This is a genomic window from Streptomyces sp. NPDC045695, from assembly GCF_056432025.1.
The window spans coordinates 63,315-90,288 of the sequence record NZ_JBWKJU010000019.1 but is presented as its reverse complement, the minus strand read 5'-3'; the positions used below and the strand labels follow the sequence as shown (position 1 = coordinate 90,288).

The window sequence follows — 26,974 nt, the reverse complement described above, 5'->3', positions numbered from 1 at the left end:
GTGTACGTGTGTACGGGGTGCTGGAGTACGAAGCGAGCATAGGGGTCCGTGGCCCACCCCACCTCTGGATCAACCGACTTCGCGGCCACCGCACTTGGGGCGACGGCGGGTGAGCGCCCGCGCCCGCCGCGGGCCCGAATCGGCACGTTGCCGTGCGAGAAGTGGTGAAACCCGATCGCGTGTGGGGCGTTAGACGGTCGGGCCGATCACGGCCCGCAGTGCGAACGAGAGTGGGAGGAGCACGATGACGAACCCGAGGCCGGCCGGACGCGGCCGGATGAAGCTGGCTGCCCGGTGCCGGGTGGCCACGGAGGCGCCCGCCTTCGGGTTGGTCGTCTTCTGCGCGATCCTGTTCAACGCGGCGCTGATGGGCGCCGAGACCTACAGCGGGCTCGCCCACGACCACCAGCAGGTGCTGAGGGCCGCGGAGGACTGCTGCCTCACCCTGTTCACGGTGGAGATGCTGCTGCGCCTCGGCGCCTTCGCGGACCGGCCGAAAGCATTCTTCCGCGACCCGTGGAACCTCTTCGACCTCGCGGTCGTGGCCTCGGCCTTCGTCCCGCTCGTACGCGAGAACGCGACCCTGCTGCGGCTGCTGCGGCTGGCCCGGGTCCTGCGCACCGCCCGGTTCCTGCCGCACCTGCGGATCCTGCTGATCGCCGTCGGCCGCAGCCTGCCGGGCACGGCCAGCTTCCTGTTCGTCGGCGCGCTGGTCCTGTACGTGTACGCCATGGTCGGCTGGGTCTGCTTCGCCGGCTCCGACCCCGGGCACTACGGCTCCGTGGGCCGCGCCATGCTCACCCTGTTCCTGCTGACCACCCTCGACGGCCTGACCGACGCGGTCCGCGCCGGACTGGAGATCTCCCGGCTCAGCATCGTCTACTACGCCTCGTACGCGCTGCTCGCCTCCTTCGTCCTGGTGAACGTGCTCATCGGGGTGGTCCTCAACTCCCTCGACGAGGCGCGCGAGATCGAGGAGGCGGCCGACCGGAACCCCAAACGGCCCGGCTCCCCCACCGCGGGCCCCGCCCACGGCCCCGGCCCCGGTCACGGCCCCGACGCGGGAACGGCGGACGTCAAGGAGCGGATCGCCACGGCCCGCCGCGCCCTGGACGAGATCGAGGCGGGCCTCGACGCCGCCGACGGCCGTCCGTCGCGCCGGCTGGAGGCCTCGCACAGCGGGCCGTGACGAGGGGCCGCGGGGGCGCGGGCTCAGGCCCCGCCGGGGTCCGCCAGCGTGATGTCCCACGCGCCGGGCGCGCGGCGGTGCACGACCCAGCGGTCGGCCCCGTCGCCGAACGGCATCCCGCCACCGGCCTCGGACCCCAGGCGCACGGCCTCGAACCGCGCCGGCCCCCGGAACCGCGCGTGGCGCAGACTCACCGGCCCCCCGAACGAGATCTCGCGGGCCACCAGCTCTCGCTCCCACCTCGCATGCGCGAAGGACACGGCGGTGGAGAAGTCGGCCGTGTCCAGTGCGACCGGCCCCCGGAAGGCCGTGAGGGTGAAGTCCGCCGGACCCATGGCCCGGATCCCGGTGAGGTCCGCCACCCCCTCGAACACCGCTCGCGCGAAGGAGGCGTCCTCCACGAAGACCGCCCGCACGAACCCGGTGCCGTCACCGAAGCGCGCCCGCCGGAAGGAGGCCCCCCGATGGAAACGGCTCCGGTCGAAGGCGGCGCCCTGCCGGAACACCGCGTCGTCGAAGGAGACCGCTCCCCCGAACGAGGCCGCCTCGAACCCTGCCCGTCCCTCGAAGACCGCACACTGAAAGGAACTGCGGCCACTGAACGTGGACCGCACGGCCGGCCAGTCGTCCACGAAACGCGCGTGGTCGAAGGCGGCCCCGCCCAGCAGGACGCGTCCCGACTCCTGCTCCTTCAAGGCTCCCAGGACCTCGCCGAGCAGCCCGTCCTCGAAGGTGGTGCCCCGCAGGTCCACCCTCGGCAGGTGCCTCATCGTCCCGAGGTAGGCCCTGCGCTCCGGGCCCTCCACATGGGCCAGGCAGTGGTCGTAGCCGGTCAGCCGGACGCCGGTGCACCCCGCAGGGTCGGCCTGCGCCGCACCGAGGCCGCAGGCCGGCCAGCTGACACCCTCGTCCAGGCGTCCGGCGGCCTCCACCAGGGCGCGTCCGAGCCGCGCGAAGTCGCCGTCGAAGAACCAGGCCTGCGATCCCAGGGAGCTCAGCGCGCCGGGCGACAGCAGCGCGTCGAGGTCCCCGCCGAGGTGGCGGGAGAGCGCGAGGAGGGGTGAGCGTGACCTCCCGGACCGCCGGCCGGCCTCCACGAACTGCGGGTGCTCGACGAGCCGGACGGCCTCCGCCGCTCCCGTCGCCACGCTGACGCCGAGAGGGGGCTGCAGCCCCTCCGTCCGCCGGTCGCCCGACGCGGCCCACGCGCCGGGCAGTTCGGACAGCAGCCGGCCCGCCTTGGCCAGCGCGCCGGGCGCGTCCAGCAGCACGAGGACCGGCCCGCCCTCCCCGCCGGTCAGCTCCCCGGCCACGCCGGCGTCCCCCATGAGCCGCGTCAGCACGTGGACCACCTCCTGGTCCGGCGAACCGCCGATCGGGTACGCGCCGGCGTCACCGGGCTGTACCGCCAGGCACACCTCCCGTACCGCGTCGCCGGACCCGGACCCGGCGGCCGCCGTCAGGTGCGCCCGCGCGTGGTCGGTCAGGGCCGCGCGGAAGCCCGGCTGTTCCAGGAGGGCGCGGCCCGACAGGAACACCATGCGGTCGGGCCAGACCCCGTGGACGACGCCGGTCAGCAGCCCGTCGCCCGAGACCGGGCCGCCGCGGTAGTGCGTCCAGCTCTCCGGCTCGGCGGAGAGCCGCACCAGCTCGCCGTTGCGGGCCCCCTCGTACGGGACCACCTCGCCCGTGAGCGCGACCGGCTCCCCCTGGTCCGTGCGGCCGTCGACGCGGAGCCGGACGGCGCCCGCGCCGGGCTCCGCCGTCGACCAGGCCAGAGGATCGGACCAGAGCGCCGGATCCCGGTCCGGACGCCGCTCCACCAGGTCCTCGTCGGCGAGCAGCAGGAACACCCGGGGCGCCGCGTCGTCCCACCACACCGGGCGGCAGGGGACCTCCCGGTCACCGGCCCGCACCCAGGCGACCGTGGACCGGGAGAGCGCCGCGTCCCCGACGGTGAGCACCAGCCGCGGTGTCAGCAGGGTGCCCACCTCCTGCGGTTCCGGCAGGGTGTCGTAGCGGACCCGTACGACGCGCTCGCGCAGGCCGGGCTCCGGCAGGTCGTGCGGCTGCGGCTTCGCCGCGAAGGGCAGGGCCCCGTCGGCCACCCGGCGGCGGCCGTCCCGTCGCCCGGTGACCCGGGTCGCGGAGAAGTCCGGGCCGGAGCCCCGGTTGCGGGACATGAACTCCCAGACGCGCCGGCGCACCAGTTCCCGTACGGCGGCCACGTCCCCGCGCAGCTGAGAGCCGAGCAGGGCCTCCCGTACGCCGGGCAGGAACGCGAACTCCACGTTCTCCGGGTCCTGTCCGGCCCCCCACGGCTCGAACAGCCCGCCCAGGGCGACCTCCGCCAGGTGGCCGTGTTCGGAGTCGCGCAGCAGGGAGCGCCGGACCAGGGTCATCACCGGCAGGGTCAGCGGTACGGCGGCCAGGTGGGCGGCGAGCTGCTGCGCGGTCGGGGAGGCGTGGGCGCGGAAGTGTTCCACGGCCTCCAGTGCGCTGCGCCCGCCGCCGCCCGGGGCGGGCTCGCCCGGGCGGCTCGCGGACCCCGCGCTCACGTACCCCGGCTCCGCGTCCAGGCGCAGGCAGGCCAGCCGCCGCCACCGGCCGTCCCCGGAGACCACGCGCACCAGCCGGGCCAGGCTGCCCGGAGCGACGCCGACCACCGGGACCACGGCCGCGGCGGCGCGGCGGCGGCCGGGGCGGGCGCGGCGGACGGCCGGCACCTGCTGCCAGGAGCGGGTGGCGGCCGCGGGCCGGTCGGCGCGGACGGCGAAGGGCGCCGGCCGTACGGCGCCGCGGGTCCAGAGCCGTTCGGGCAGGACGTTCAGGACGGCCACGGCGTTGTGCGCGCACCACTGCCGGAGCACGCCCTGCGCGGGTGCCTCGCGCCAGCCCTCCGCCACGGTGTCGGACACGACGAGGATCAGCCGGCGCCCCGCCGGGTCGGCCAGTTCCAGGGGGTTGCGGGGCGGTCCGCCGCGGCCGCGGGTGACCATCGGGGTGGCGCCGGAGCCGGTGCCCGTCAGCTGCCAGGTGCGGACGTCGCGAAAGACCCCGCTGCGGGTGAACGCGCGGCGCAGCTCGTCCACGAGGTCCGACCAGAGCAGCATCGAGTGGTGCGTGTCGACGACCAGCGCCAGGTCCAGCCAGCGGCTCTCGGCGGGGCGCAGGACCGGGGTCACCACCATGCGCTCGATGCTGCGTTCCACGGTGAGCTGCTCGTCCAGCTCCTCTCCCGGGCCGCCGATGGAGCGCCGGCCGATGGGGCGCAGGGAGCGCATCAGGGCGAGCGGGTCGTCGAGGGAGGCGGCCCGGGGCAGCCGCAGCGGTGTGCCCCGCAGTCCCGTGGCGGCGCCGGCGGGTATCGCGGTGGGCTCGCGTACCGTCGCCGGGAAGAGCCGTACGGCGCTCTCGCCCCCCGCGGGGCCACCCGGCGCGGGTGAGGGGTCGGGGGCCGGACCGGCCTCGGGCGACGCAGGTCCGGGTTCGGGTTCCGGTGGCCCCGCGCCCGCCGGGCCGGTGGCGGGCGCGGGGGGCGCGGCGGCCTCGCGGCCCGCGTCGACCCGGGCCGCCAGCCACAGGATGTCGGCGATCTCCTCCGCCCCGATCCCGGGGCTCGGGCCGCTGTCGTCGGCGCCGTCGGCGAAGGCGGCGAGCAGCTCCTCGATCACACCGAGGGCCCGTTCAGGTGCTGCATGACGGTGGCCAGGAACCGGTCGCGGTCGCCGGCCGCCGACCAGGCGCCGGCGAGGCGGAGCTGGATGGCGTTCAGGAGCTGGTCGGTGGCCAGGTCCCCGTCCTCGGCGCGGTCGAGGAAGCTGCGGACGAGTTCCTGGTACTCCGCGCTGTCCTCGATGTCGACGCCCAGCCGGCGGCGCACGATGCGGGCCAGCTTCTCCGGTCCGGGCGGTTCCAGATGGAGGCGGACGCAGCGGCGCAGGAAGGCGGGCGGGAAGTCGCGTTCGCCGTTGCTGGTGAGGACGACCACAGGGAAGTACCGGCACTGGACGCGGCCTTGGGTGATCCGGACGACGGCGTCGGGGTCGTCGTCGGTGCCGATGGCGACGGTGGGGTCCTCCTGGGCGAGGCGGGCCAGTTCGGGGATGACGAAACCGCCGTCCTCGAAGACGGTGAGGAGGTCGCCCGGGAGGTCGATGTCGCTCTTGTCGATCTCGTCGACGAGCAGGACGCGGGGCCGGTCCTGCGCCAGCAGGGCGGTGCCGAGCGGCCCGAGGCGCAGGTAGCGGGAGATCGAGGGCGCGGGGGCCGGGGCGGAGGCTGGGGCGAGGACGGTGCCGGACGGTGCGACGGCGCCCGGGGTGCGCAGCTGCTCCAGCCCGGCCTCCTGGAGCCGCCCGATCGCGTCGTACAGGTACAGCCCGTCCCGCAGTACGGTCCGGCTGGTGATCGGCCAGTGCAGGACGGGTCCCAGGCCCAGGTCCGCGGCGATGCTGTAGGCGAGTGTGGACTTGCCGACGCCCGGCCTTCCGGTGATCAGCAGCGGCCGGCGCAGGTGCAGGGCGGTGTTCACCACGTCCTTCTCCGGCTCGTCGGGTACGTAGCCCTCGCCGCGCCGCCAGGTGCGCTCCCAGGCCGGCCCCTCGCACCCGGGGGGCGCGTACCCGGGGTCGGGGGTGCCGGTGAAGTCCCGCCAGGGCGGCGGGGATCCGGCCTCCAGGCGTGCGCGCCGGTCCGCGCCCTCACCGGCCCCTCGGTACAGCCACCAGTCCTTCGCCACTGCCTGTGCCTCCATCATCGGTGTTGCCGTCCGTCACGGATCGGGGGTCGGGGTCGGGGGTCGGGGGTCGGCAGGTCAGGTGCGTCAGGCCAGGGACCGCAGGCCCGGCGCGTCGTCGGGATCGTCCCACAACAGCACCAACTGGTCTGCCCCCGCCGGTGGTTGGGGGGCGCGTAAGGATCCCGCGGCCGCCCCCGCGGCCGCCCGGCGCACCTCCCGCACGCGGGCGGGCAGGGCGAGTACGTCCAGTGCGCCGGGGTCGGGGCGGCCGTCCGCCCCGGCCGGTGCCAGCAGGTCGAGGAGCGCGGGAGCCGGTACGCCGCCCCCGCGCCGCCAGACCGCGACCGGAACGCCCGCTTCGAGTACGGCCTCCAGCAGCCCGGCGTCCGGGGCGGCCGTCGTGTGCGCCAGGACGCAGGCGGGCGCGGGCCCCGCCGCCAGCTCCATCCCGAGCGCGTCCGTGACCTCGGCGTCCTCCACCACCCGGACGGCGTCGGGGTGCCGGCCGCCGCGGGCGCACAGCCAGCGCCAGCTGGCGTGCCACTCGGCCCGGGTGTCCGCCCGTTCCTCCGGGCAGCACACCACCACCTGGTAGAGCAGGCCCAGGGCGCGGTGCTTGCCGGCCCGGCCGCGCGGCACCGGCCACTGGTCGAAGTCGGCGTCGAGCAGCTCGTACGGCACGTGGAACTCGATGCGGTCCACGACGCCGTGCGGCTCCCCGCCGAGGAGGGCGAGTTGCCGTACGAGCTCCTCTCGTACGCCCCCCAGCCGCAGGCGCTCCCCCTGCGACTCCCATATGTGCTCGGCCCGTTCGCCCCGCAGCCACATCCGGGCCAGGAAGCCCGGCTCCCCGCCCGGTGGGGTCTCCAGCCGGACGTGCACGACCGCGCGGCGCGGCGGCGGCGGGGGCGGGGGCAGCGCCGGCAGGGCGAGGCGCTCGCGGGTGGCGCCCACCCAGGCCCGCAGCCGCGCGGACCACGGCGCGTCGCCCGCCGCGGCCCGCTCCGCGAGGAACCGTACGAAGGGCACGGCCAGCGGCATCCCACCGCGCCCGCCCTGGCGCTCGTCCAGGTCCTGGACCACGTCGAGGAGGCTGTCGCACGGCAGGCCGACGCCCACCGGGGCCGCGCAGCCGGCCACCTTGAACGCCCAGACGTAGGCCTCGTAGGCGCACCGCGGCAGCTCGCGGCCTTCGAAGAGCTCACCGAGCCCGTCCCAGGCCTGCTGGTCGAGCCGGGCCGCCCGGCAGGTGAGGGCCCCGAGCGGATCCTCGCCGGGCAGGCCGAGGAAGGAACAGGCGTCCCAGTCCCGGTCCACGACGAACTGCGGCAGCTGCCAGCCCTCGCCGCGCTCGCGCCGCTCCTGGAAGGTGCGGTGGATGCTGCGCGCCGCGCCGGGCAGCCCGGTGACGCTCTCCCGTACGGAGCACTGCCCCAGTTCGCCGAGCAGGGCCTCGGTGAAGCGGCCCGCGCCGCGCTCGGCGTCGTTCTGCGCGGCCTCGCCCTCGCGGGAGGCGTAGAGCCGGAACTGCCGCCGTCCGGGGACCGAACTGCCGCCGCCGTAATCGGTGGTGCCGAAGTTCCAGCGGGTGTCGCGGGGAGCGTCGACCCGGCAGGAGTCCACGAGGGCGGCCTGGAGCGGGAAGCGGCGCTGTTTGACGAGGTCGGTCCGCCACCAGCGCAGCGCCGAATCGAGGTTGAGGTGTCTGATCTGGCCGGGACGGGCGTCCGCGCAGGGCAGGATGAGCTCCTGGCGCGGCCCCAGGTAGCCGTGCCCGGCCCAGAAGATCCACAGCAGGTCGCCGTCGCACTGCGGGAGTTCGTCGAGCAGCGCCGACTTCACGTTCTCCTCGGTGGCCGGCCGGTGCGCCGTCCGCAGGGCCGCCATGGCCGGGGAGTGCGACCAGTCGAGGGACTCGGGTGCGTCGAGCGGGGACAGCAGCAGCCGGACGTTGCCCGGCGGGACCTGGGCGGGCCCGGTCAGCCAGTGGGCGAAGCGCAGGGCGTCCCGGGCCGGACCGCGCAGGTTCCAGCGGTGGCTGATGTCGTAGCGCTCGACCCCCGCGACGAGCGCGAAGGTGCGCCGCGGCCCGAGGGACGGGGGCAGCAGGTCGGCGGGGGTCACCCGATCTCCGCTTCGGCCACCGCCTGTTCGATCCGCTCGTAGAGGGAGTCCTGTTTCCAGTAGGCGCTGTGGCAGGCCGGGAAGGGCTGCCGGCTGGTGACCTCGTGGTCGCTGACGCGGGGATCGCCGGGGAAGACGGGCCCGGCGAGGTAGGCGAGGACGTCGTGGCGGTCGTAGACGTTGAGCCAGCGCGGGAAGCCGTGCGGGAGCTTCTCTCCGGGCTCCAGCGCGGTCAGCGCGCCGAGTTCGTAGAGGAACGGCGCCTGGGAGCCGACGGTGACCAGCAGGTGCGCCCCGGGGACGGCCGCGCCGCGGGCGGCGGCGAGGGCGAGGAGGTCCACCAGGGCGATCCCGCCGAGGCTGTGGCCGATGAGTACGGTCGGCCCCGGGCGGGCGGCGATCCGCTCGTGCAGGAAGTCCCGCAGGCCGTGGCCGCGGGCCTGGTAGCGCAGGATGTCGCCGAGCGCGGGGGTGGCGCCGACGGTGAGGGCGCCGCGCCGGGCGTTGAGCAGGGGCTGGGTGGTGACCCGCAGGGCGAGCCGGCCGAGGACGGCGGCCGCGCGGCCGCCGGGGACCCGGGCGTCGCCGCCGAGGCGGGTGGTGAGCAGCTCGACGATCCGGTCACGTTCGGCGCCGGTGCAGTCGGCCTCGGCTCCGGCCAGGGCGAGCGCGGCGGCGGTGACGGCCCGGGCGAGCGCGGTGGCCACCTCGCGCGCCTGCGGTTCGCCGGTGGCGCGGGCCGCGGCCCCGGCGGCTTCGGCGGAGCCGGTGGCGCACTCCAGGGCGGCGGGGTAGTCCGCCGCGAGGCCGGTGGTGTGCAGCAGGGAGCCGAGCTCGTCCCCGTCGGGCGGCGGCGCGGGCGCTAACGCGGCGAGCAGCCCGAGCACGCGCTGGCCGGCGGGCTGTACGCCGGGCATCGCGAAGCCGTCGTCGTGGGCGTCGTCGTCCGGTCCGTCCACGCCGTCCGCTCCGCCCCCTGCCCGGTCCCAGCCCGCTTCGGCGAGGACTCTGAGCTCGCACAGCGGGTCGGCGAGCAGCAGCGCCCACTCGGCCGTCTCCGCGTCGACGGGGTCCGCCGTGCCCGCGTCGTCGGGGTACGGCGCGCCGTGCGGCAGCGGCCGCGGCCGCAGGCCCGGCACGGACCGGCCGCCCGCGCCGAGCGTCGCGCCGAACCGGTCGCCCCAGTAGCAGGATTCGACGGCCGCCTCGGGGAACCGGGCCGTCAGCCGTTCCCGGACCAGCGCGAACAGCCTGTCGTGCCGCTCGCGCCGCACCCCCGTGCCGTGGACAAAGAGAAAACGCATCGCAGGCCCGCCCCCCTCGTGCAGTCGCCCCCGCCCGGCACCCTAGCGCCGCGGGGCGAACCGGGGACCCGGAACGCCGAGTTCAGCCCTGGGCCCGTACGGGGCCCCGCGCGGCCTGGCAGGTAGCCTCGCCGTTCGTGACCCCCGTACTGCGCACCGCCCGCCTGGTCCTCGACCCGTACGTCCCCGAGGACGAGGAGGCCTTCGTGGCCCTCTTCCAGGACACCCGCGTGTCCCGGTGGATGGGGGACGGCCCCACCACGGAGGCCGAGGACCGCGCCCTGTTCGGACGGGTCTTCACGAAGGTCTACGCCGAGGACCTCTTCGACGTCTGGGCCGTGCGCCGCCACGGCCGGCTGATCGGGCACGCCGAGATCAAGCGGACCGACGAGGTCGACGGCCACGAGATCATCTACGCGCTGGCCCCCGAGGCCTGGGGATCGGGCCTCGGGACGGAGCTCGCGGAGGCGATCGTCGCGTACGGCTTCGACTCCCTAGGCCTGACCGAGGTGCACGCCACCGTGGCCGCGCCCAACGCGGGCTCCCTGGCCCTGCTGGAGCGCATCGGCTTCGTGCACGTCCGGGACGTGCGGGAGGAGGACGGCAGCGCCACCCGCGTCCTGACCCGACGGCGCGCGCCCGGGCCGGGTGCGCAGCCGGGCGGCTAGAGAGCGGCAATAGCGGCTCAATGCGGGCCCACTGGGCGTCAGTCAACGACACGCATCAACCCACGATCCGGTGATCCGAGAGGAACGGCCTGGCTCCGGCGGCACGGATGCCGGGCTCCTGGTGTCCGTGCCTGTCGTGCCGGTCGTGCCCGTCGAGCCGCGTTCCCCGATCCCTTTCGGTGGCGACGGCTCCGGCGGAGAGGAACGTCGCGGCCGCGAGGCCGCCCCAGAACGTGGCCGGGCCGTGGGGGGCGAGGCCGGTGATGACCGCCGGGGAGACCGCGAGGCCGAAGCCGGTGGAGAGCTCGAAGCGGGCGAGGGTGCGTCCCAGGACATGGGCCGGGGCGAGGACGGTGACGAGCGCGGTGGCACTGCCGGCGTAGACGATCTCGCCGAGGGTGCAGAGCACGGACACCGCTGCGACGGCCGGGGCGCCCCAGCCGTGTCCCAGTGCGGTCGCCGCCAGGAAGCCGAGGTAGGACACGGCGAGTACCACGCCGGCGAGGGCCAGCACGGTCCGCCGCGAAAAGCGGGACATCAGGACGGTGACGGGAACCTGGAGGGTGACCACCAGCACCGTGTTGGCCGCGAAGATGGCCGCCGACCACACCGGGGACGCGTGCAGCTGTGTCACCAGGACCAGCGGGAGCGCGATCTCGGGGACGTTGAGGCAGAACGCGTAGACCACGTTGGCGGCCAACAGCGCGCGCATCCGGGGGGCGGGCTCGTCGTCCCTCCCCTCGGCCCGGGTGGCGGCCGGTCGCGCGCGCAGCCGGACCGACCACGCCAACGCCGCCGCGGTGAGATAGGCGAGCCCGGTGACGGCGGCCAGCGCCTGCAAGGCGGTGGCGCCGCCCGCCAGGCAGGCGGTGGCGAGGAGCGCGCCCGCGCCCATGCCGGCGTTGCGCAGGGCGCGGCCCGCCGCCAGAGCGGTGTCGCGGTCGCGGCCGTGGGCGACCGTGGCCACGAGCGCCGCGTGGGCGGCCGGCCATGCCTGGTTGCCGATGCCGAGGAAGAGCGCAGCCGTCGCGAACGGCCAGACGTGCCCCGCCGGGGTGGCCAGCAGCAGCGCCACGCCGGGTACTCGTACCAGCATCGACGCTGCCACGACCGTGCTGCGTGCGCCCCGGTCCAGCCACCGCCCCACCGCGGGCATGCACACCAGGCCCACGACGACGCCGGCCGTCATGGCGATGCCGGTGGCCGGCGCGGACAGCCTCAGTACCGTCACCCCGTAGAGCAGCAGAAAGGGCCGCAGCAGGCCGGTGCCGAGGGCGTCCACGAGCAGGGCGACGGCATAGCGGGAGCCGCCGGAGGCGCGGACGAGGGCGCCGAGCCGGATCTTGATGGTGGTGGTCATGGCGTCACCGTGCGTTCGGCCGCCGGACCGGGCACGTGGGTTGACGGACATCGTCAACCGACGCCGTCGCCGACCGTCCGGTCAGTGATGATGACGGGGTGACGTTGAGGATCGACATCAGCGGGCTGCCGTCCGAGCGGCTGCGGTTCGCCGCCTCCCCGCTGGCCGAGCTGACCGCGATGCTGCACGTACTGGCCGAACCCGGACACCATCCGCACCTCGCCGGCTGGGCCGGGGACGTCTGGGCCCGGTTGCGGCCCGAGTTGGCCGAGCGCTTGCGGGAGGCGGAGTTCCTCTGGCGTTCCTCACAAGCCGACTTCCTGATCCCCGCACGGCCCCGGCCGACCCTCGCGGAGGAGTTGGACGACGTGGACCGGCTCGACGACGAGACGTACGTGACGGCCGCGCTCGTCACCACGTGCGGCAGCAGCCGCTTCCATCCCGCCGGCCGGTCGCAGTCGCCGTCGTCACCGTCGTCACCGTCGACGCCGTCGTCAGCGCCCTCGCCGCTCACCGACCCGAGGGCGCGCGAGCGGGCCCTGGATCTGGCCCAGGCCCGCGGCGGGCGGCAGGAGGCCTTCGCGGAACGGCTGCTCGCGGACCCGGCCGCCGTGCGGGCTCGGGTGCGCCGGACCCTCGAACAGTGCGCCGAGGCCTTCTTCGACGCCGCCTGGGCGGGCGTCGCCGTGCAACTCGCCACCGACCTGCGCCTGAAGAACGACCTGTTGAGGCACCAGGGCGTCGGGGCGGCGCTCGCGTCGGTCTCCGGCGCGGTCACGCTGGCACCGGACGGCGACTGCATCGTCGTGGACAAGCTGCAGGACAAGTCGACCGCCGCCCACGGCACCGGGGTCACCTTCATCCCCAGTGTCTTCGGCCGCCCGCACCTGGTGGCGGTGCACGCGCCCGGGTGGCACCCGGTGGTCCAGTACCCCGTGGCCGAACCGAGTCCGTCCGAGCCGGTACCGCTGGAGACGGTCACACTCCGGCTGGAGGCACTCGCACATCCCGTACGGCTGCGGCTGCTGCGCACCCTGGCCCGCGGCCCGCACACCACCGGCGAGCTGGCCCACACCTGGGAACTCTCGCCCCCGGAGGTCTCCCGCCACCTCGCCGTCCTGCGCCGGGCGGGCCTGCTCACGGCCCGACGGCGCGGTCGCTACGTCCGCCACACCCTCAACCTGCCCGATCTGACGGCGCTGGGAACAGACCTGCTGGCGGCGGTACTGCGCTGAGTGCGCCCGGTCTGCCGGAACCTCTGCGAGCGGGACCGGCCCGACCGCCCGCATCGCGGTGAACCTTTCCGGCCACAGCACTAACCGCGCGGCACCACAGTCGCCAGCACCTGGGGCAGCGGGTACCAGTCGGCGGAGATCACGGAGGCGTGGTGTCCGGCCAGGAAGGCGAGGCGGTCGCGGGCCTGGGCCTCGGTCGGGTTGGTGCCGTCGATGGCGGGGGCGACGTTGTGGGCGTCGGTGGCGATCAGCAGGTAGTGGTTGCGGTCGTACCAGCCCGTGTCGATCGAGCCCCCGGCGTACGCACTCGCGTCCCCGTCGAAGACCACGAACCAGGGGCGCAGTCCGGCGTCGGCGTAGCGGGCGCGCGGGTCGCCCGCCTCGGCCCGGTGCACCGCGGGGAAGGCGGCGGCCTGCCCGAGCCGGCCCTGGGCGGCGAGGGAGCGCAGGTGGGTGGCGTACTCGCGGTCGGTCCACAGGGTGTCGGAGCTGTTCCCCTCCTCCACGGTGCCGGGGATCAGCTCGACGATGAACTTGCCCGCCAGCGCGGCGCGGCTGGGCCACGCCCCGGCGCGGGCGGCCGTGTCGAGGTCGGGGTGTCCGGCCGCGAGCTGGCCGGGGCGGTAGAGGGCGTCGCCGAGCTTGCCGGTCACGAGCGCGTCGAGGTCGGCCGGGCCGCGGCCGAGGTTCGCGGCGAAGCCGTCCTTGAGCTCCAGCTTGAGGACGATCGGCCGGTGGCCCGGGTGGGCGTCGTGCCAGCTGCGGATGTCGGCGAGGCAGCCCGCCAGGTTCTGGTTGCGGGACTTGGTGCGCAGCTGGGCCGGGGTGGTGGCGTTCTCGCAGTTGCTGTCGTTGCCGAACGGGTTGTTGTGGGAGACCCGCCAGGAGCTTCCGAAGAAGTTGGTCCACACGTCGAGTTCGAGCATGGCCGCGCCCGAGTCCAACGCGTCCGCGAAGTAGGGGTACTTGGCCTTCTCGTAGGCGTTGTGCACGCCGACACCGGTCGATCCCGCGTACGGGAGACCGTCGACGGCCGCTGCCGTCGCGGCCGCCGACGCGCCGGCCGGGGCCGTGCCCAGCGCGAGGGCCACGGCCGCCAGTCCGGCGGTCACCGCGCCCGCCACCCGGTTCCGTATTCTCATCATCCGACTCCCGTCAGCCAGGTGGCCGTCCGCCAGCTGGACCACTCGATCATGCGCACGTCAAATCGCGTGGAGCGTAAGCCAGTTGGATGACGAGCGGAAGGCCGCGCAGTGACGTGCACGGGGCGAGGGGGCGGGTTGTGAGAACGGACACGTCCCGTAGCCGGAACCCGGGACGGCGCGCTCCCATCGAACGAGGAGTCGGACGTGTCTGCGGGGTGGGAGTGCCACATGGTCAGCAAGGTTCACGGGCGGGGACGGGAGCGGGGCCGGGCCGCGCGCGGCTCCGTCGTATTCGGCCTCCTGTGCACCGTGGTGCTCGCGGGCACCGGGTACGTCGCCTGGGAGCTGCGCGGCATCGCCGCCAACCGCGCGGACGGCGATGCGTCCCAGGGCACCTACCAGCAGGACCCCGAGCGCGCGGACAAGACGGCTGCCGCCGTGCTCGACGGGATCGTCCGCGAGGACGCGGAGCCGCCGACGGACGGCCAGGCCTTCGCCGACGGGGGCGCCGCGGTGGACTGGCGGTCCGCCGGGTGGCAGCCCTCGGACCCCCTGGAGGCCCGGCCCGCCGCCGCCGAGCCCGCGATCGGCGCGCTCTTCTCCCCCGGCACCGACGGCGACCCGGACCACCACTGCTCAGGCGTCGTGGTCCACTCCCCCGCCGGCGACCTCATCGCCACCGCGGCCCACTGCGTGTACGGCCACGGTTTCCGCACCAACCTCGCCTTCGTCCCCGGCTACCGGGACGGCGTGGCGCCGTACGGCGTCTGGGTGCCCACCCGGATCGACGTGGACCCGCGCTGGACCGAGGACCAGGACCCCGACCACGACATCGCCTTCGTCCGGCTGCGCCGCCCCGGGTACCCGGGCCAGCGGCTGGAGGACGTCACCGGGGCCGAGACCATCGCCTTCCGGCCCGAACTGCCCGCGCCGGCGCGGCTCGTGGGCTACTCGAACTCATCCGAGCAGCCCCTGGAGTGCCGCAACACCGCCGTCGCGGCCGGGCCGACGCAGGTGCGGCTGGACTGCGCGGACGTCCCCAACGGCACCAGTGGCGGCCCGGTGCTGACCGACCGGCGCACGCTGATCGGGGTGATCGGCGGCCGCGACGGGGGCGGCGACGACGAGACCTCGTACAGCAGTTACTTCGGCGACGCGGCCCGGGCCCTGTACGAGCGCGCCACCAAGTAAGTCCCGGCGGGGCGCGTCCGGCAGCCGGTACGGGCAGCAGCCGGCTCAGCCCCGCTCAGCCCGGCAGGGAGCCGTACGAGACGCCCGTGAGCTTCTCGGAAGCGGCCCAGAGCAGTTCGCCGGACCTGTCGTCGAGGGTCCACTTGGCCCGCCGCGACCGCACCGGCGCTCCGCGCCAGCCGAACCGCGGCCCTATGAACGCGTCCGGCCGGACCCCGGGCGCGGTGGCCGCGTACAGGGTGGGCAGCGCGCCCGCGGCCGTGGACTGGGCGACGAAGGCGTTGGTGAACGCCGCCAGGCGCGAGGTGAGGCTGGGGCCCTCCAGCTTCGACGCTCCGGCGTGCAGGTTGCTGGAGGCGTAGCCGGGGTGGGCCGTGGCGGCGGTGATCGTGGAGCCGGCGGCGGCGAAGCGCCGCGACAGCTCGTGCGTGAAGAGGAGGTTGGCCGTCTTGGAGCGGCCGTAGGCCGCCCAGCGCCGGTAGCCGTGCGGGCCGCCGCCGCTGCCCAGGGCCTCGGGGTCGACGAGGTCGTGGCCGCGGAGGCTTCCCAGGACGTGGAGGCCGCTGGAGACGTTCACGATCCGGGCGCCGGGGCCGGCGGCCCGCAGCCTCGGCAGCAGCAGCCCGGTCAGCGCGAAGTGGCCGAGGTGGTTGACCCCGAACTGCGTCTCGAACCCGTCGGCGGTGCGCCCGTACGGCAGGGCCATCACGCCCGCGTTGTTGACCAGCAGGTCCAGGGACGCGCGGCGCTTCGCGTAGGCCGCGGCGAACTCCCGTACGGAGGCCAGGTCGGCCAGGTCCAGCGGGAGGAACTCCACCTCGGCGCCCGGCACCTGCGCCCGCAGCCGGACCTCGGCGGCCTTCCCGCGGGCCGTGCTGCGGCAGGCCAGCACGACGCGGGCGCCGCGCCGCGCGAGTTCGCGGGCGGTGACGTAGCCGATCCCGCTGTTGCCCCCCGTCACGACGGCGGTCCGGCCGCTCTGGTCGGGGATGTTCGTGGCGTTCCAGCCGGGCATGGCGACTCCCTCACGAGCGGTGGTTACCGAGGGTAGACGGGTCTCGGCGAGGGGCGGCAGCGGGGGCGGCAGCGGGGCTCGTCCGTGCAGGCCAGTAGGCTGCGGGTCCGCACCTGTCCCTTCCCGTCCCCGAGGTATCGCGCAGTGAGCTCCGCACCGCCCCCCATACCAGTGACGGTCGTCGGTCTCGGCGCGGACGGCTGGGCCGGGCTCACCGCCGCCGCCCGGTCCGCGCTGGCCTCGGCCGACGTGCTGATCGGCGGGCCGCGCCAGCTGGACCTGCTGCCCGCCGACGCCTGCCCGGGCCTGCGCGTCTCCTGGCCGAGCCCGCTGCGCCCGGCGGTACCGAAGCTGATGGCCGAGCACGCCGGCCGCCGGATCGCGGTGCTGGCCAGCGGGGACCCGATGTTCTACGGGATCGGCCGCGCCCTCGCCGAGGAGCTCGGGCCGCAGGCCCTGGTGGTCCATCCCCACCCCTCGTCCGTCTCCTACGCCTGCGCCCGCCTGGGCTGGCCGGTGGAGGACACCGAGGTGATCACGGTGGTCGGCCGCCCGGTGGCCCGGATCGCGGCCGCGCTGCACGAAGGACGCAGGGTTCTGGTGCTCAGCGCCGGAGCGGCGTCCCCGGGCGAGATCGCCGCTCTGCTCCGGGAGCGGGGCTTCGGCCCGAGCCGGATGCGGGTGCTGGAACAGCTCGGGTCCGAGCGCGAGGACGCGTACGAGGGCCGTGCGGACAGCTGGGACCACGCGCCCGGCGACCCCCTGAACGTGGTGGCCCTCGACTGCCGCCGGGACCCGGCCCACGACGCACCGCGCCTCGGCGCGACCCCCGGCCTGCCGGACGCCGCGTACGAACACGACGGCCAGCTCACCAAGCGCCACGTCCGCGCGGCCACCCTGTGCGCACTGGCCCCGGCCCCCGGCGAGCTCCTGTGGGACATCGGCGGGGGCTCCGGGTCCATCGGCATCGAGTGGATGCGCACGCACCCCTCGTGCCGGGCGGTGGCGGTGGAGCGCGTCCCGGAGCGGGCCGCGCGGATCTCCCGTAACGCGGCGGCCCTCGGCGTGCCCGGCCTGCGCGTGGTGGTGGGCGCTGCCCCGGAGGCGCTCGGCGCGCTCCCGGCCCCCGACGCGGTGTTCATCGGCGGCGGGCTGACCGCGCCGGGCCTGCTGGACGCGGCCTGGGTGGCGCTGGCCCCCGGCGGCCGGCTGGTGGTGAACACGGTCACCCTGGAGTCGGAGGCCGTCCTCACCGACCGCTACCGGCGCCACGGCGGCGAACTGGTGAAACTGGCGGTCGCGCACGCCGTGCCGGTCGGCGGTTTCACGGGCTGGCGCCAGGCGATGGCGGTCACCCAGTGGTCAGTGACGAAGTCGACGAGCGAGAAGGATCTCTGACATGACCGTGTACTTCATCGGTGCGGGCCCGGGCGCCGCCGACCTGATCACGGTGCGCGGGGCGCGGACCCTGGCCGCCGCCCCCGTGTGCCTGTACGCGGGCAGCCTCGTCCCGCAAGAGCTGCTGGCCGAGTGCCCGGACGGCGCCCGGCTGGTCGACACCTCGCAGCTGAACCTGGACGAGATCATCGACGAGTGCGTACGGGCCCACGCGGCGGGCCAGGACGTGGCGCGGCTGCACTCCGGCGACCCGTCCATCTTCAGCGCGGTCGCGGAGCAGATGCGGCGCCTGGACGCGGCGGCGATCCCGTACGAAGTGGTCCCGGGCGTCCCGGCCTTCGCCGCGGCCGCCGCGGCGCTGAAGCGGGAGCTGACCGTCCCCACGGTCGGCCAGACGGTGATCTTGACCCGCATCGCCCAGCAGGCCACCCCGATGCCGCCCGGCGAGGACCTGGCCACCCTGGGCCGCAGCGGCGCCCTGCTGGTGCTGCACCTGGCCACCCGCTACGTGGACCGGGTCGTGGACGAGCTGCTGCCGCACTACGGCGCCCAGTGCCCGGTCGCGGTGGTGGCGATGGCCAGCCGTCCCGACGAGCTGATCCTGCGCGGCACCCTGGCCGACATCGCGGCCCAGGTGAAGGAGCACGGACTGGTCCGCACCGCGGTCATCGTGGTGGGCCGCACGCTGGGCGCGGAGCAGTTCCGCGACAGCCACCTGTACTCCCCCGAGCGGGACCGGCATGTCTGCTGAACCCCGCCCGGGGCAGCCCCACCGCGTGCAGCCCCACCCCGGGCGGGCCCAGCCCGGGCCGCCCCGCCACGTGCTGATCCTCGGCGGTACGACGGAAGCCCGGCAGCTCGCGCAAGCGCTGGCGCCCGACCCCTCGGTCTGTGTGACCACCTCGCTCGCGGGCCGCGTCACCGCGCCGGTGCTCCCGCCGGGCGGGATCCGCATCGGCGGCTTCGGTGGCATCGCGGGCCTCGCGGGCTGGATCGTCGGCCACGACGTGACCCACGTCGTCGACGCCACCCACCCGTTCGCGGAGCGGATGAGTTTCCACGCCTCCGAGGCGGAGGCTCTCACGGGCGTCCCGCTGCTGGCGCTGCGGCGCCCCGGCTGGAGCCCGCAGCCGGGCGACGACTGGACCTTCACCGACTCCCTCGCCGAGGCCGCGGAGCTGCTGCCCGGCTTCGGCTCCCGCGCGTTCCTGACCACCGGCCGGATGGGCCTGCACACCTTCGCGCACCTGACCGACACCTGGTTCCTGGTGCGTTCGGTGGACCCGCCGGCGGGGCCCGTGCCGCCGCGCCTGGAAACCCTCCTGGCCCGGGGCCCGTTCACCCTCGACGACGAACGGGAACTGATCGCCCGCCACCGGATCGACGTCCTGGTCACCAAGGACAGCGGCGGCTCCGCGACCGCCCCCAAGCTCACCGCCGCCCGCGAGGCGGACATCCCGGTCCTGGTCGTACGCCGTCCGCCCGTCCCTCAGGGCGTACCGGAGGCGGACTCGGTGCCAGCCGCCCTGCGCTGGCTCGCGGAGGCCGCGTAGGCCGCGTAGGCCGCCCAGGTCCGGCGCACTCCCGCGAGGCCGGACGACGCGGAAGGACCCGTGGCCCGGGGCGGTGAACCGCCCCGGGCCACGGGTCCCGCAACGCCCCACCCGGTCACGGGTAGCGGCGCGGCGTCCACGTGATCCGCGAGCCGTCGGCCCGCTCGGTGACCTGGGTCTGCGAGGAGCCGATCAGCAGGAGCGTGCGCATGTCGACCTCGGACGGCTCCAGTTCGGCGAGCGTGACGATCCGTACCGACTGCGCCGGGCCGCCCACGTCGCGCGCCACGACCACCGGGGTCTGCGGCGAGCGCAGCTCCAGCAGCAGCTCCCGGGCCTGGGCGACCTGCCAGGTCCGGCTGCGCGAGCCGGGGTTGTAGAGCGCGAGCACCAGGTCGGCGGAGGCGGCGGCGCGCAGCCGCTCCGCGATGACCTCCCACGGCTTGAGCCGGTCGGACAGCGAGATGGTGGCGTAGTCGTGGCCGAGCGGGGCCCCGGCCGCGGCGGCCGCCGCGTTGGCGGCGGTCACCCCGGGCAGCACCCGTACGGGCACGTCCTTGTACTCGGCCTGCCCGGCCACCTCCAGGACGGCGGTGGCCATGGCGAAGACCCCGGGGTCGCCGCCGGAGACCACGGCCACCCGCTGTCCGCGCCGGGCGAGGTCGAGCGCGAACTCGGCGCGCTCCGACTCCACCTTGTTGTCGGAGCCGTGCCGGATCTGGCCCGGCTTCACCGGGACCCGGTCCAGGTAGGTGGTGTAGCCCACCAGCACCTCGGCGTCGGCCAGCGCCCGCCGGGTCTGCGGGGTGAGCCACAGCGGGCCCGCCGGGCCGGTGCCGACGACCACGACCTCGCCGGGACCGGACGGCACGCTGCCCGGGTTGCCGATGCGGCTGGGAACCACGGCGACGGCGAAGTACGGCACGCTGCCGGGGTCGGTGTCGGCGAGGACGCCGGTGCGCTCGCCGGGCATGGTGGCGCGTTCCACGTAGCGGGCCTCGGCGAGCCGGCCGCTGTTCTCCATGGCGGCGCGCACCGCGGGGAAGGTCCGGCCGAGCTTCATCACGACCGCCGAATCGGTCGCGGCGAGGCGGGCGGTGAGCTCTTCCTCGGGCAGGGTGCCGGGGAGGATGGTCAGGACCTCCTCACCCTCCACGAGCGGCGTACCGAGCCGGGCGGCGGCGGCACTGACCGAGGTGACACCGGGGATGACCTCGGTCTCGTACCGGTCCGCGAGCCGCTTGTGCATGTGCATGTACGAGCTGTAGAAGAGCGGGTCGCCCTCCGCGAGCACGGCGACGGTCCGGCCGGCGTCCAGGTGGACGGCCAGGCGGGCGGCGGCGGACTCGTAGAACTCCTCCATCGCACCCTGGTAGCCGCCGGGGTGGTCGGTGGTCTCGGTGGTGACCGGATAGACCAGCGGCTCCTCGATGTGCGTCTCGCGCAGGTGCTTCGCGGCGATCGAGCGGGCGATGGAGCGGCCGTGCCGGGCGCTGTGGTAGGCGACGACGTCGGCCTCGCCGATCACCTCGACGGCGCGCAGGGTCATCAGGTTCGGATCGCCGGGCCCGAGCCCGACCCCGTAGAGGCGCCCCTTGGCGTCGCCGGTCACGCTGCTCATTCGGCCACGCTCGCAATGGCGTTGACGGCCGCGGCGGCGATGGCGCTGCCGCCCCGGCGGCCGCGCACGATCAGATGGTCGAGCCCGGAGGGATGGGCGGCGAGGGCGTCCTTGGATTCGGCCGCGCCGATGAAGCCGACGGGCACTCCGATGACGGCGGCCGGGCGCGGGGCGCCCTCCTCGATCATCTCCAGCAGCCGGAACAGTGCGGTCGGCGCGTTGCCGACGGCGATCACCGAGCCCTCCAACAGGCCGCGGTCGCGCCACACTTCGAGCGCGGCGGCGCTGCGGGTGGTGCCCATCTTCGCGGCGAGCTCCGGCACCGCCGGGTCCGAGAGGGTGCAGATCACCTCGTTGCCGGCTGGCAGCCGCTTACGGGTGACCCCGCTCGCGACCATCTGGACGTCGCACAGGACCGGCGCGCCCGCCTCCAGCGCGGCGCGGGCGCGCAGCACCACCTCGGGGGTGTACCCCAGGTCCTGCGGGAGGTCGGTCATCCCGCAGGCGTGAATCATGCGCACCGCGACCTGGGCGACCGAGGCGGGCAGCCCGGAGAGGTCCGCCTCGGCGCGGATCGTGGCAAAGGACTGGCGGTAGATCGCGGCGCCGTCCTTCTCGTACTCGAACACGGTGTACTCGCTCATTTCTTCACTGCGTCTTCGGACTCTGAGGTGATGAGGTGATCTCGCGTGCGGCCGTCAGGGCGGCCGCCAGGTCTTGCAGGTGCGGCTGGTGCGGCAGGGCCCGCCCGTGCGCGGAGAGCCGGTAGCCGTCCTGGGTGGCGACCACGTCGACCCACTGCGTCCCCCGCGGGTGCCCGCACCGGCGCTCGCACCCGGACCAGTGCACGGGCAGCGGCCCCCGGGCCCGCTCCACGAGGGCGCGCGCGTCGGCGCGTACGTCCGCGAGGGATTTCGCGCAACCGGGGCGCCCCGTACAGGCGGTGACGGACAGCCAGGGACTGTCGGGGGACACGACCAGCCCGGCGGCCTCCAGCAGGGCCGGGCCGTCGACGGGCTCCCCGAGCGGGGCGTCCGGCAGGATGACGGTGCGCCACGGGGTGATCCGCAGCCCGGCGCCGTGGCCGGCGACCCGCACCAGGACCCGCCACTGTTCGGTGGTCAGCCGCCCCAGCGGGGGCAGGACGCACAGGGCTCCGCGCGGGCCGGGGCCCCGGCCCCAGGGCTGGGGCGGCGGGCAGTACGGCCAGTCCACCGCGGTCTCGCGCGTCGCGTCGATACCGGCGGCGGCCAGCCTCTCGCCGAACTCACCTTCATCCAGGCCGTGTTCTCCGGGAAGCTCACTCACCCGCCAGGCCCGGGTGCCGGCCGCGTCAGCGGCGTCGAGGAAGTACTCGGCGGCGAGCAGCGCGGCGCGCGGGGCGTCCTGCGCGGCGACGGCCACGGCGCCGGCGGCGGCCGGCCCCAGGCGCACCAGCGCCCGCTCCCCCGCCCCCGGCCGGCCGAGCACGGTGATGTCCGGCTCCAGGGCGGCCACGTCCCCGCGCCCGTCGTCGAAGGCGAACAGGAACCGCCCGGACAGGGCGGTGACCCGCGCGTTCGCGCACAGCAGCCGGTCCAGTTCGCGGACCCAGGGCAGCACGTCCTGCGAGGCGGGCGTGGCCACGATGTTGCGCACCCGCTCGTGACCGGGCGCGGGCAACAGCCCCGCGGAGTCGAGCAGCTTCCCGAGCCCGACGCCGCAGCCCTCGGCGAGGCCGCGCACCTGGACGTTGCCGCGCGAGGTGAGCTCCAGGTGCCCGTCGCCGAACCGGTCGGCGGCCAGCGCGAGGAGGGATCCCTGGCGCGCGGTCAGCGCTCCGCCGGGGATCCGGACGCGCGCGAGGTACCCGTCGTCCGCCGCGTGCAGCCGCAGCGCACCGGGGCATGCGTCACCGCGATCCCGTATGACGGGTTCGTCCCGCGATACGGCGGAGGGGGGCTGGGGCATGGCGGCGAGCATACCCACGATTCCCCTCCCCCGACCTGTGTCCGTCGCCACCCTCCCCCCACCACTTCCAGCCCCGCCGGCGTTTGAGGCGCGGGGCCCGGGGCAGAGCCCCGGCAACGGCGCCACGCCGACACTCACAGCGCCACCCCGGGCAAGGCCCCTCCAGCCCCCGGCATCCAGGGCGCGGGCCCCACTTCCAGCCCCGCCGGCGTTTGAGGCGCGGGGTCCGGGGCAGAGCCCCGGCAACGGCGCCGCGCCGACACTCACGGCGCCACCCCGGCCAAAGCCCCCCAGCCCCCGGCAACCAAGGCACGCCCCCCACCCCCACCCCCGCCGACAGAGCCCCGGCAACGGCGCACAAAGTCACGCCCTAAGATGACCTTCCGGCGGACCACACGGCCCGCCGTCGCCGAGGACGGCGACATGGGAGGAAGCCCGGTGAGATTCCGGCGCGGTCCCGCCACTGTGAACCCGGCAGAGTCACACCGCCGGGCAAGTCAGGAACTCCCGCTGTCCTCACTGCCCGGGGCGCGGAAACCCCGAGGAAGGCCTGCCGCCGCATGATCCTGCTGCTGTCGACGTCCGACACCGATCTGCTCAGCGCTCGCGCCGCGAACACGGCTGACGCCCCCGTCCCGTACCGGTTCGCGAACCCCTCCCGCCTCCCTCTCGACGACCTCCCCGGCCTCCTCGACGGAGTCGACCTGGTCGTCGTACGCCTCCTCGGCGGCCTCCGCGCCTGGCAGGAGGGCCTCGACGTCCTCCTCGCCCCCGGCCAGAGCCGCCCGGTGGTGGTCCTCACCGGAGAACAGGCCCCGGACGCCCAGCTGATGGAGGCCTCCACGGTCCCGATCGGCATCGCGGCCGAGGCCCACGGCTACCTCGCGCACGGCGGCCCCGCCAACCTCGACCAGCTGGCCCGGTTCCTCTCGGACACCGTCCTGCTCACCGGCCACGGCTTCGAGCCGCCCGCCGCCTCCCCCACCTGGGGCCCCCTGGACCGCCCGGCACCCAGCACGGGCAACAGCCCAGGCACCGCACCCGGCACAGCCGCGGCCGCCCCCACCCCCAAGGTCGCCGTCCTCTACTACCGCGCCCACCAGATGAGCGGCAACACCGCCTTCGTCCACGCCCTGTGCGACGCCATCGAGGCCCACGGCGCCGAGCCGCTCCCCCTCTACGTCTCCTCCCTGCGCACCCCGGAGCCGGAACTCATCCAGGCCCTGGAGTCCGCGGACGCGATCATCACCACCGTGCTCGCGGCCGGCGGCACCCGCCCCGCGACCGCCTCCGCCGGCGGCGACGACGAGTCCTGGGACGCCGGCGCGCTCGCCGCGCTCGGCGTGCCGATCCTCCAGGCCCTGTGCCTGACCGGCTCCCGCGGCAACTGGGAGGAGAACGACGAGGGCCTCTCCCCCCTCGACGCCGCCACCCAGGTCGCCGTGCCCGAGTTCGACGGCCGCCTGATCACCGTCCCGTTCTCCTTCAAGGAGATCGACGCGGACGGCCTCCCCGCCTACGTGGCCGACCCCGAGCGCGCCTCCCGCGTCGCCGGCATCGCCGTACGCCACGCCCGCCTGCGCCACATCGACCGCCGCGACAAGAAGATCGCCCTGGTCCTGTCGGCGTACCCCACCAAGCACTCCCGCATCGGCAACGCGGTGGGCCTGGACACCCCGGCCAGTGCCGTCGAGCTGCTGCGCACGCTCATCGCCGAGGGCTACGACTTCGGCCCCGTCCCCGAGATCCCCGGTCTGGTGTCCGGCGACGGCGACGAGCTGATCCGCGCCCTGATCGAGGCCGGCGGCCACGACCAGGACTGGCTGACCGAGGAGCAGCTGGCCCGTAACCCGGTCCGCATCCCGGCCGCCGACTACAAGCGCTGGTTCGCCGAGCTCCCCGCCGACCTGCGCGCGAGCGTCGAGGAGCACTGGGGCGAGGCCCCCGGCAACATGTTCGTCGACCGCTCCGCCAACCCCGAGGGCGACATCGTCCTGGCCGCGCTGCGCCGCGGGAACCTCCTGATCCTGATCCAGCCGCCGCGCGGCTTCGGTGAGAACCCGATCGCGATCTACCACGACCCGGACCTCCCCCCGTCGCACCACTACCTGGCGGCCTACCGCTGGATCCAGGCGGGCGCGCAGGACGGCGGTTTCGGTGCCGACGCGATGATCCACCTGGGCAAGCACGGCAACCTCGAATGGCTCCCGGGCAAGAACGCCGGCCTCTCGGCGTCCTGCGCGCCCGACGCCGCGCTCGGCGACCTCCCCCTCATCTACCCCTTCCTGGTCAACGACCCGGGCGAGGGCACCCAGGCCAAGCGCCGCGTGCACGCCACCCTGGTCGACCACCTCGTACCGCCGATGGCGCGCGCGGAGTCGTACGGCGACATCGCACGCCTGGAGCAGCACCTGGACGAGTACGCCCAGATCTCCGCGATGGACCCGGCCAAACTCCCGGCCATCCGCGCCCAGATCTGGACCCTGATCCAGGCCGCGAAGCTCGACCACGACCTGGGTCTGGCCGAACGCCCGGACGACGACGGCTTCGACGACTTCCTGCTGCACGTCGACGGCTGGCTGTGCGAGGTCAAGGACGCCCAGATCCGCGACGGCCTGCACGTCCTGGGCGGCGCCCCGACCGGTCCGGCCCGCGTCAATCTGGTCCTCGCCATCCTGCGCGCCCGCCAGATCTGGGGCGGTACAACGGCTCTCCCGGGCCTGCGCGAGGCGCTGGGCCTCGACGAGTCCGCGGCCACCCGTACCTCGGCGGACGCCATCGAGGAGCAGGCCCGCGCCCTGGTCCAGGCGATGGAGGACGCGCACTGGTCCCTCGACGCCGTGCCCTCCGTCACGGCGGGCCACCCGCAGTCCGTGACGGACGTCCTGACCTTCGCGGCCCGTGAGGTGGTCCCGCGCCTGGCCGGGACGACGGACGAGATCGCCCACGTGGTCTCGGCCCTGGACGGCGGCTTCGTCCCCGCCGGCCCCTCCGGCTCGCCGCTGCGCGGCCTGGTCAACGTCCTGCCGACGGGCCGCAACTTCTACTCCGTGGACCCCAAGGCCGTCCCCTCCCGCCTGGCGTGGGAGACGGGCCAGGCCCTCGCCGAGTCCCTCCTGACCCGCTACCGCACGGACAACGGCGAGTGGCCGGCCTCGGTCGGCCTGTCCCTGTGGGGCACGAGCGCGATGCGCACCTCGGGCGACGACGTGGCGGAGGCGCTGTCCCTCCTCGGCGTCCGCCCCGTCTGGGACGAGGCCTCGCGCCGCGTGACCGGCCTCGAGGCCATCCCGCTCGCCGAGCTGGGCCGCCCCCGCATCGACGTGACCCTGCGCATCTCGGGCTTCTTCCGCGACGCGTTCCCGCACGTCATCGGCCTGCTGGACGACGCGGTCCGCCTCGCGGCCTCGCTCGACGAGCCGGCGTCCGACAACTTCATCCGGGCCCACGCCCAGGCGGACCTGGCCTCCCACGGCGATGAACGCCGCGCGACGACCCGTATCTTCGGCTCGCGCCCGGGCACGTACGGCGCCGGCATCCTCCAGCTGATCGACAGCCGCGACTGGCGTACGGACGCGGACCTGGCCGAGGTCTACACCGTCTGGGGCGGCTACGCGTACGGCCGCGGCCTCGAAGGCCGCCCGGCCCGCGACGAGATGGAGACGGCCTACAAGCGCATCACCGTGGCCGCGAAGAACACGGACACCCGCGAGCACGACATCGCGGACTCGGACGACTACTTCCAGTACCACGGCGGCATGGTGGCCACGGTCCGCGCCCTGCGCGGCACGGCTCCCGAGGCGTACATCGGTGACTCCACCCGCCCGGAGACGGTCAAGACCCGCACCCTGGTCGAGGAGACGTCGCGCGTCTTCCGCGCCCGCGTGGTCAACCCGAAGTGGATCGAGGCGATGCGCCGCCACGGCTACAAGGGCGCCTTCGAGCTCGCGGCCACCGTCGACTACCTCTTCGGCTACGACGCCACGACGGGCGTGGTGGCGGACTGGATGTACGACAAGCTCACCGAGACCTACGTCCTGGACCCGGAGAACCGCGCCTTCCTGGAGGAGGCCAACCCCTGGGCCCTGCACGGCATCGCGGAACGCCTCCTGGAGGCCGAGTCCCGCGGCATGTGGGAAAAGCCGGACCCCCAGATCCTCGAATCCCTCCGCCAGGTCTACCTGGAGACGGAGGGCAACCTCGAGGGCGAGTCCGACTAAGCCGGCTCACCATCCCAAGGCCGTCCCCCTCACCCGCCACGGGGAGGGGGACGCCTTTCGCATGCGCCCGACTCCCCCACCCCCAAGCACACGACCGAACCGGCCCGCTACCCCTTGCCGGTCCGTCACAGCACGCCAAGCGCCTGCACCCACCGCACATACTTCAACTGCCCGAAGTCGACGACGGTCGCGCGCTCCACGCCTGAGCCTCAGCTCTCCCCCCTTCGCGGTGGCACCAGTGTCGGTCTGGCGTTCGCTGG

Annotated in this window: 18 protein-coding genes and 1 riboswitch; of the genes, 8 read left to right on the top strand and 10 right to left on the bottom strand. The window is 75.1% G+C overall.

What is annotated here, in order from left to right:
- Nucleotides 1-244 precede the first annotated feature (244 nt).
- Nucleotides 245-1,189 carry an ion transporter gene (locus AC07DU_RS26845; RefSeq protein ID WP_479114081.1) on the top strand — a complete coding sequence of 315 codons (945 nt, stop codon included), beginning with the start codon at nucleotides 245-247 and terminating at the stop codon, nucleotides 1,187-1,189.
- Between the two features lie 23 nt (nucleotides 1,190-1,212).
- On the opposite strand, the gene AC07DU_RS26840 is transcribed toward AC07DU_RS26845, so the two are convergent.
- From AC07DU_RS26840 to AC07DU_RS26825, 4 genes are all read right to left on the bottom strand, one after another.
- Nucleotides 1,213-4,863, bottom strand: coding sequence for an SAV_2336 N-terminal domain-related protein (locus AC07DU_RS26840; protein ID WP_479114078.1), 3,651 nt, complete (start codon nucleotides 4,861-4,863; stop codon nucleotides 1,213-1,215).
- Entirely contained in the window at nucleotides 4,860-5,948 is a 1,089-nt protein-coding gene (locus tag AC07DU_RS26835; RefSeq protein WP_479028115.1) for an AAA family ATPase, read from the bottom strand. The genes AC07DU_RS26840 and AC07DU_RS26835 overlap by 4 nt, the downstream gene beginning before the upstream one ends.
- Nucleotides 5,949-6,014: 66 nt before the next feature.
- A complete protein-coding gene (locus tag AC07DU_RS26830) occupies nucleotides 6,015-8,054 on the bottom strand; it encodes a VMAP-C domain-containing protein (protein WP_479028117.1) in 2,040 nt (679 codons plus the stop codon).
- Nucleotides 8,051-9,358 (bottom strand): hypothetical protein, encoded by a 1,308-nt coding sequence (locus AC07DU_RS26825; RefSeq protein WP_479114076.1) that lies wholly within the window; start codon nucleotides 9,356-9,358, stop codon nucleotides 8,051-8,053. Before AC07DU_RS26825 ends, AC07DU_RS26830 begins: the two co-directional genes overlap by 4 nt.
- A gap of 137 nt (nucleotides 9,359-9,495) precedes the next feature.
- Here AC07DU_RS26825 and AC07DU_RS26820 point away from each other — a divergent pair, with 137 nt between their 5' ends.
- Nucleotides 9,496-10,026 carry a GNAT family N-acetyltransferase gene (locus AC07DU_RS26820; RefSeq protein WP_360901405.1) on the top strand — a complete coding sequence of 177 codons (531 nt, stop codon included), beginning with the start codon at nucleotides 9,496-9,498 and terminating at the stop codon, nucleotides 10,024-10,026.
- 55 nt (nucleotides 10,027-10,081) lie between these two features.
- On the opposite strand, the gene AC07DU_RS26815 is transcribed toward AC07DU_RS26820, so the two are convergent.
- Nucleotides 10,082-11,386 (bottom strand): MFS transporter, encoded by a 1,305-nt coding sequence (locus AC07DU_RS26815; RefSeq protein ID WP_479114074.1) that lies wholly within the window; start codon nucleotides 11,384-11,386, stop codon nucleotides 10,082-10,084.
- Nucleotides 11,387-11,484: 98 nt separating this feature from the next.
- Here AC07DU_RS26815 and AC07DU_RS26810 point away from each other — a divergent pair, with 98 nt between their 5' ends.
- Nucleotides 11,485-12,621, top strand: a complete 1,137-nt coding sequence (locus AC07DU_RS26810; RefSeq protein ID WP_479114072.1) for a DUF5937 family protein — start codon at nucleotides 11,485-11,487, stop codon at nucleotides 12,619-12,621.
- Between the two features lie 80 nt (nucleotides 12,622-12,701).
- On the opposite strand, the gene AC07DU_RS26805 is transcribed toward AC07DU_RS26810, so the two are convergent.
- Entirely contained in the window at nucleotides 12,702-13,766 is a 1,065-nt protein-coding gene (locus tag AC07DU_RS26805) for a phosphatidylinositol-specific phospholipase C domain-containing protein (protein WP_360901396.1), read from the bottom strand.
- Between the two features lie 228 nt (nucleotides 13,767-13,994).
- Here AC07DU_RS26805 and AC07DU_RS26800 point away from each other — a divergent pair, with 228 nt between their 5' ends.
- Nucleotides 13,995-14,957, top strand: coding sequence for a trypsin-like serine peptidase (locus AC07DU_RS26800; RefSeq protein WP_479114070.1), 963 nt, complete (start codon nucleotides 13,995-13,997; stop codon nucleotides 14,955-14,957).
- Between the two features lie 55 nt (nucleotides 14,958-15,012).
- Here the strand turns inward: AC07DU_RS26800 and AC07DU_RS26795 are convergent, their stop codons facing one another.
- Nucleotides 15,013-15,972, bottom strand: a complete 960-nt coding sequence (locus tag AC07DU_RS26795) for an oxidoreductase (protein WP_479028134.1) — start codon at nucleotides 15,970-15,972, stop codon at nucleotides 15,013-15,015.
- Nucleotides 15,973-16,116: 144 nt separating this feature from the next.
- Between AC07DU_RS26795 and cbiE the strand changes: the two genes are divergently transcribed.
- From cbiE to AC07DU_RS26780, 3 genes are read left to right on the top strand one after another with little or no spacing between them, the layout of a single operon-like run.
- Complete coding sequence (cbiE, locus tag AC07DU_RS26790) at nucleotides 16,117-17,370, top strand: precorrin-6y C5,15-methyltransferase (decarboxylating) subunit CbiE (RefSeq protein WP_479114068.1); 1,254 nt, start codon at nucleotides 16,117-16,119, stop codon at nucleotides 17,368-17,370.
- Nucleotide 17,371: 1 nt separating this feature from the next.
- Nucleotides 17,372-18,121 (top strand): precorrin-4 C(11)-methyltransferase, encoded by a 750-nt coding sequence (gene cobM / locus AC07DU_RS26785; RefSeq protein ID WP_453372210.1) that lies wholly within the window; start codon nucleotides 17,372-17,374, stop codon nucleotides 18,119-18,121.
- The gene (locus AC07DU_RS26780) at nucleotides 18,111-18,923 is read left to right on the top strand and encodes a cobalt-precorrin-6A reductase (protein ID WP_479114067.1); all 813 of its coding nucleotides are present in this window, start codon (nucleotides 18,111-18,113) and stop codon (nucleotides 18,921-18,923) included. Before cobM ends, AC07DU_RS26780 begins: the two co-directional genes overlap by 11 nt.
- A gap of 115 nt (nucleotides 18,924-19,038) precedes the next feature.
- Here the strand turns inward: AC07DU_RS26780 and AC07DU_RS26775 are convergent, their stop codons facing one another.
- Genes AC07DU_RS26775 through AC07DU_RS26765 form a run of 3 tightly spaced genes read right to left on the bottom strand, consistent with a single transcriptional unit; the run spans nucleotide 19,039 to nucleotide 22,494 of the window.
- Nucleotides 19,039-20,544 (bottom strand): precorrin-2 C(20)-methyltransferase, encoded by a 1,506-nt coding sequence (locus tag AC07DU_RS26775; RefSeq protein ID WP_453372208.1) that lies wholly within the window; start codon nucleotides 20,542-20,544, stop codon nucleotides 19,039-19,041.
- Nucleotides 20,541-21,188: a precorrin-8X methylmutase gene (locus AC07DU_RS26770; protein ID WP_479028144.1), complete on the bottom strand. Its 648-nt coding sequence runs from the start codon at nucleotides 21,186-21,188 to the stop codon at nucleotides 20,541-20,543. The genes AC07DU_RS26775 and AC07DU_RS26770 overlap by 4 nt, the downstream gene beginning before the upstream one ends.
- A 4-nt stretch (nucleotides 21,189-21,192) precedes the next feature.
- Nucleotides 21,193-22,494: a cobalamin biosynthesis protein CobG gene (locus AC07DU_RS26765; RefSeq protein ID WP_479114066.1), complete on the bottom strand. Its 1,302-nt coding sequence runs from the start codon at nucleotides 22,492-22,494 to the stop codon at nucleotides 21,193-21,195.
- Nucleotides 22,495-22,886: 392 nt separating this feature from the next.
- A riboswitch (cobalamin riboswitch) is annotated at nucleotides 22,887-23,014 on the top strand.
- A 40-nt stretch (nucleotides 23,015-23,054) separates the two neighbouring features.
- On the opposite strand from AC07DU_RS26765, the gene cobN reads away from it, so the two are divergent.
- Complete coding sequence (cobN, locus tag AC07DU_RS26760; RefSeq protein ID WP_479114064.1) at nucleotides 23,055-26,714, top strand: cobaltochelatase subunit CobN; 3,660 nt, start codon at nucleotides 23,055-23,057, stop codon at nucleotides 26,712-26,714.
- The last annotated feature ends 260 nt before the right edge of the window (nucleotides 26,715-26,974 follow it).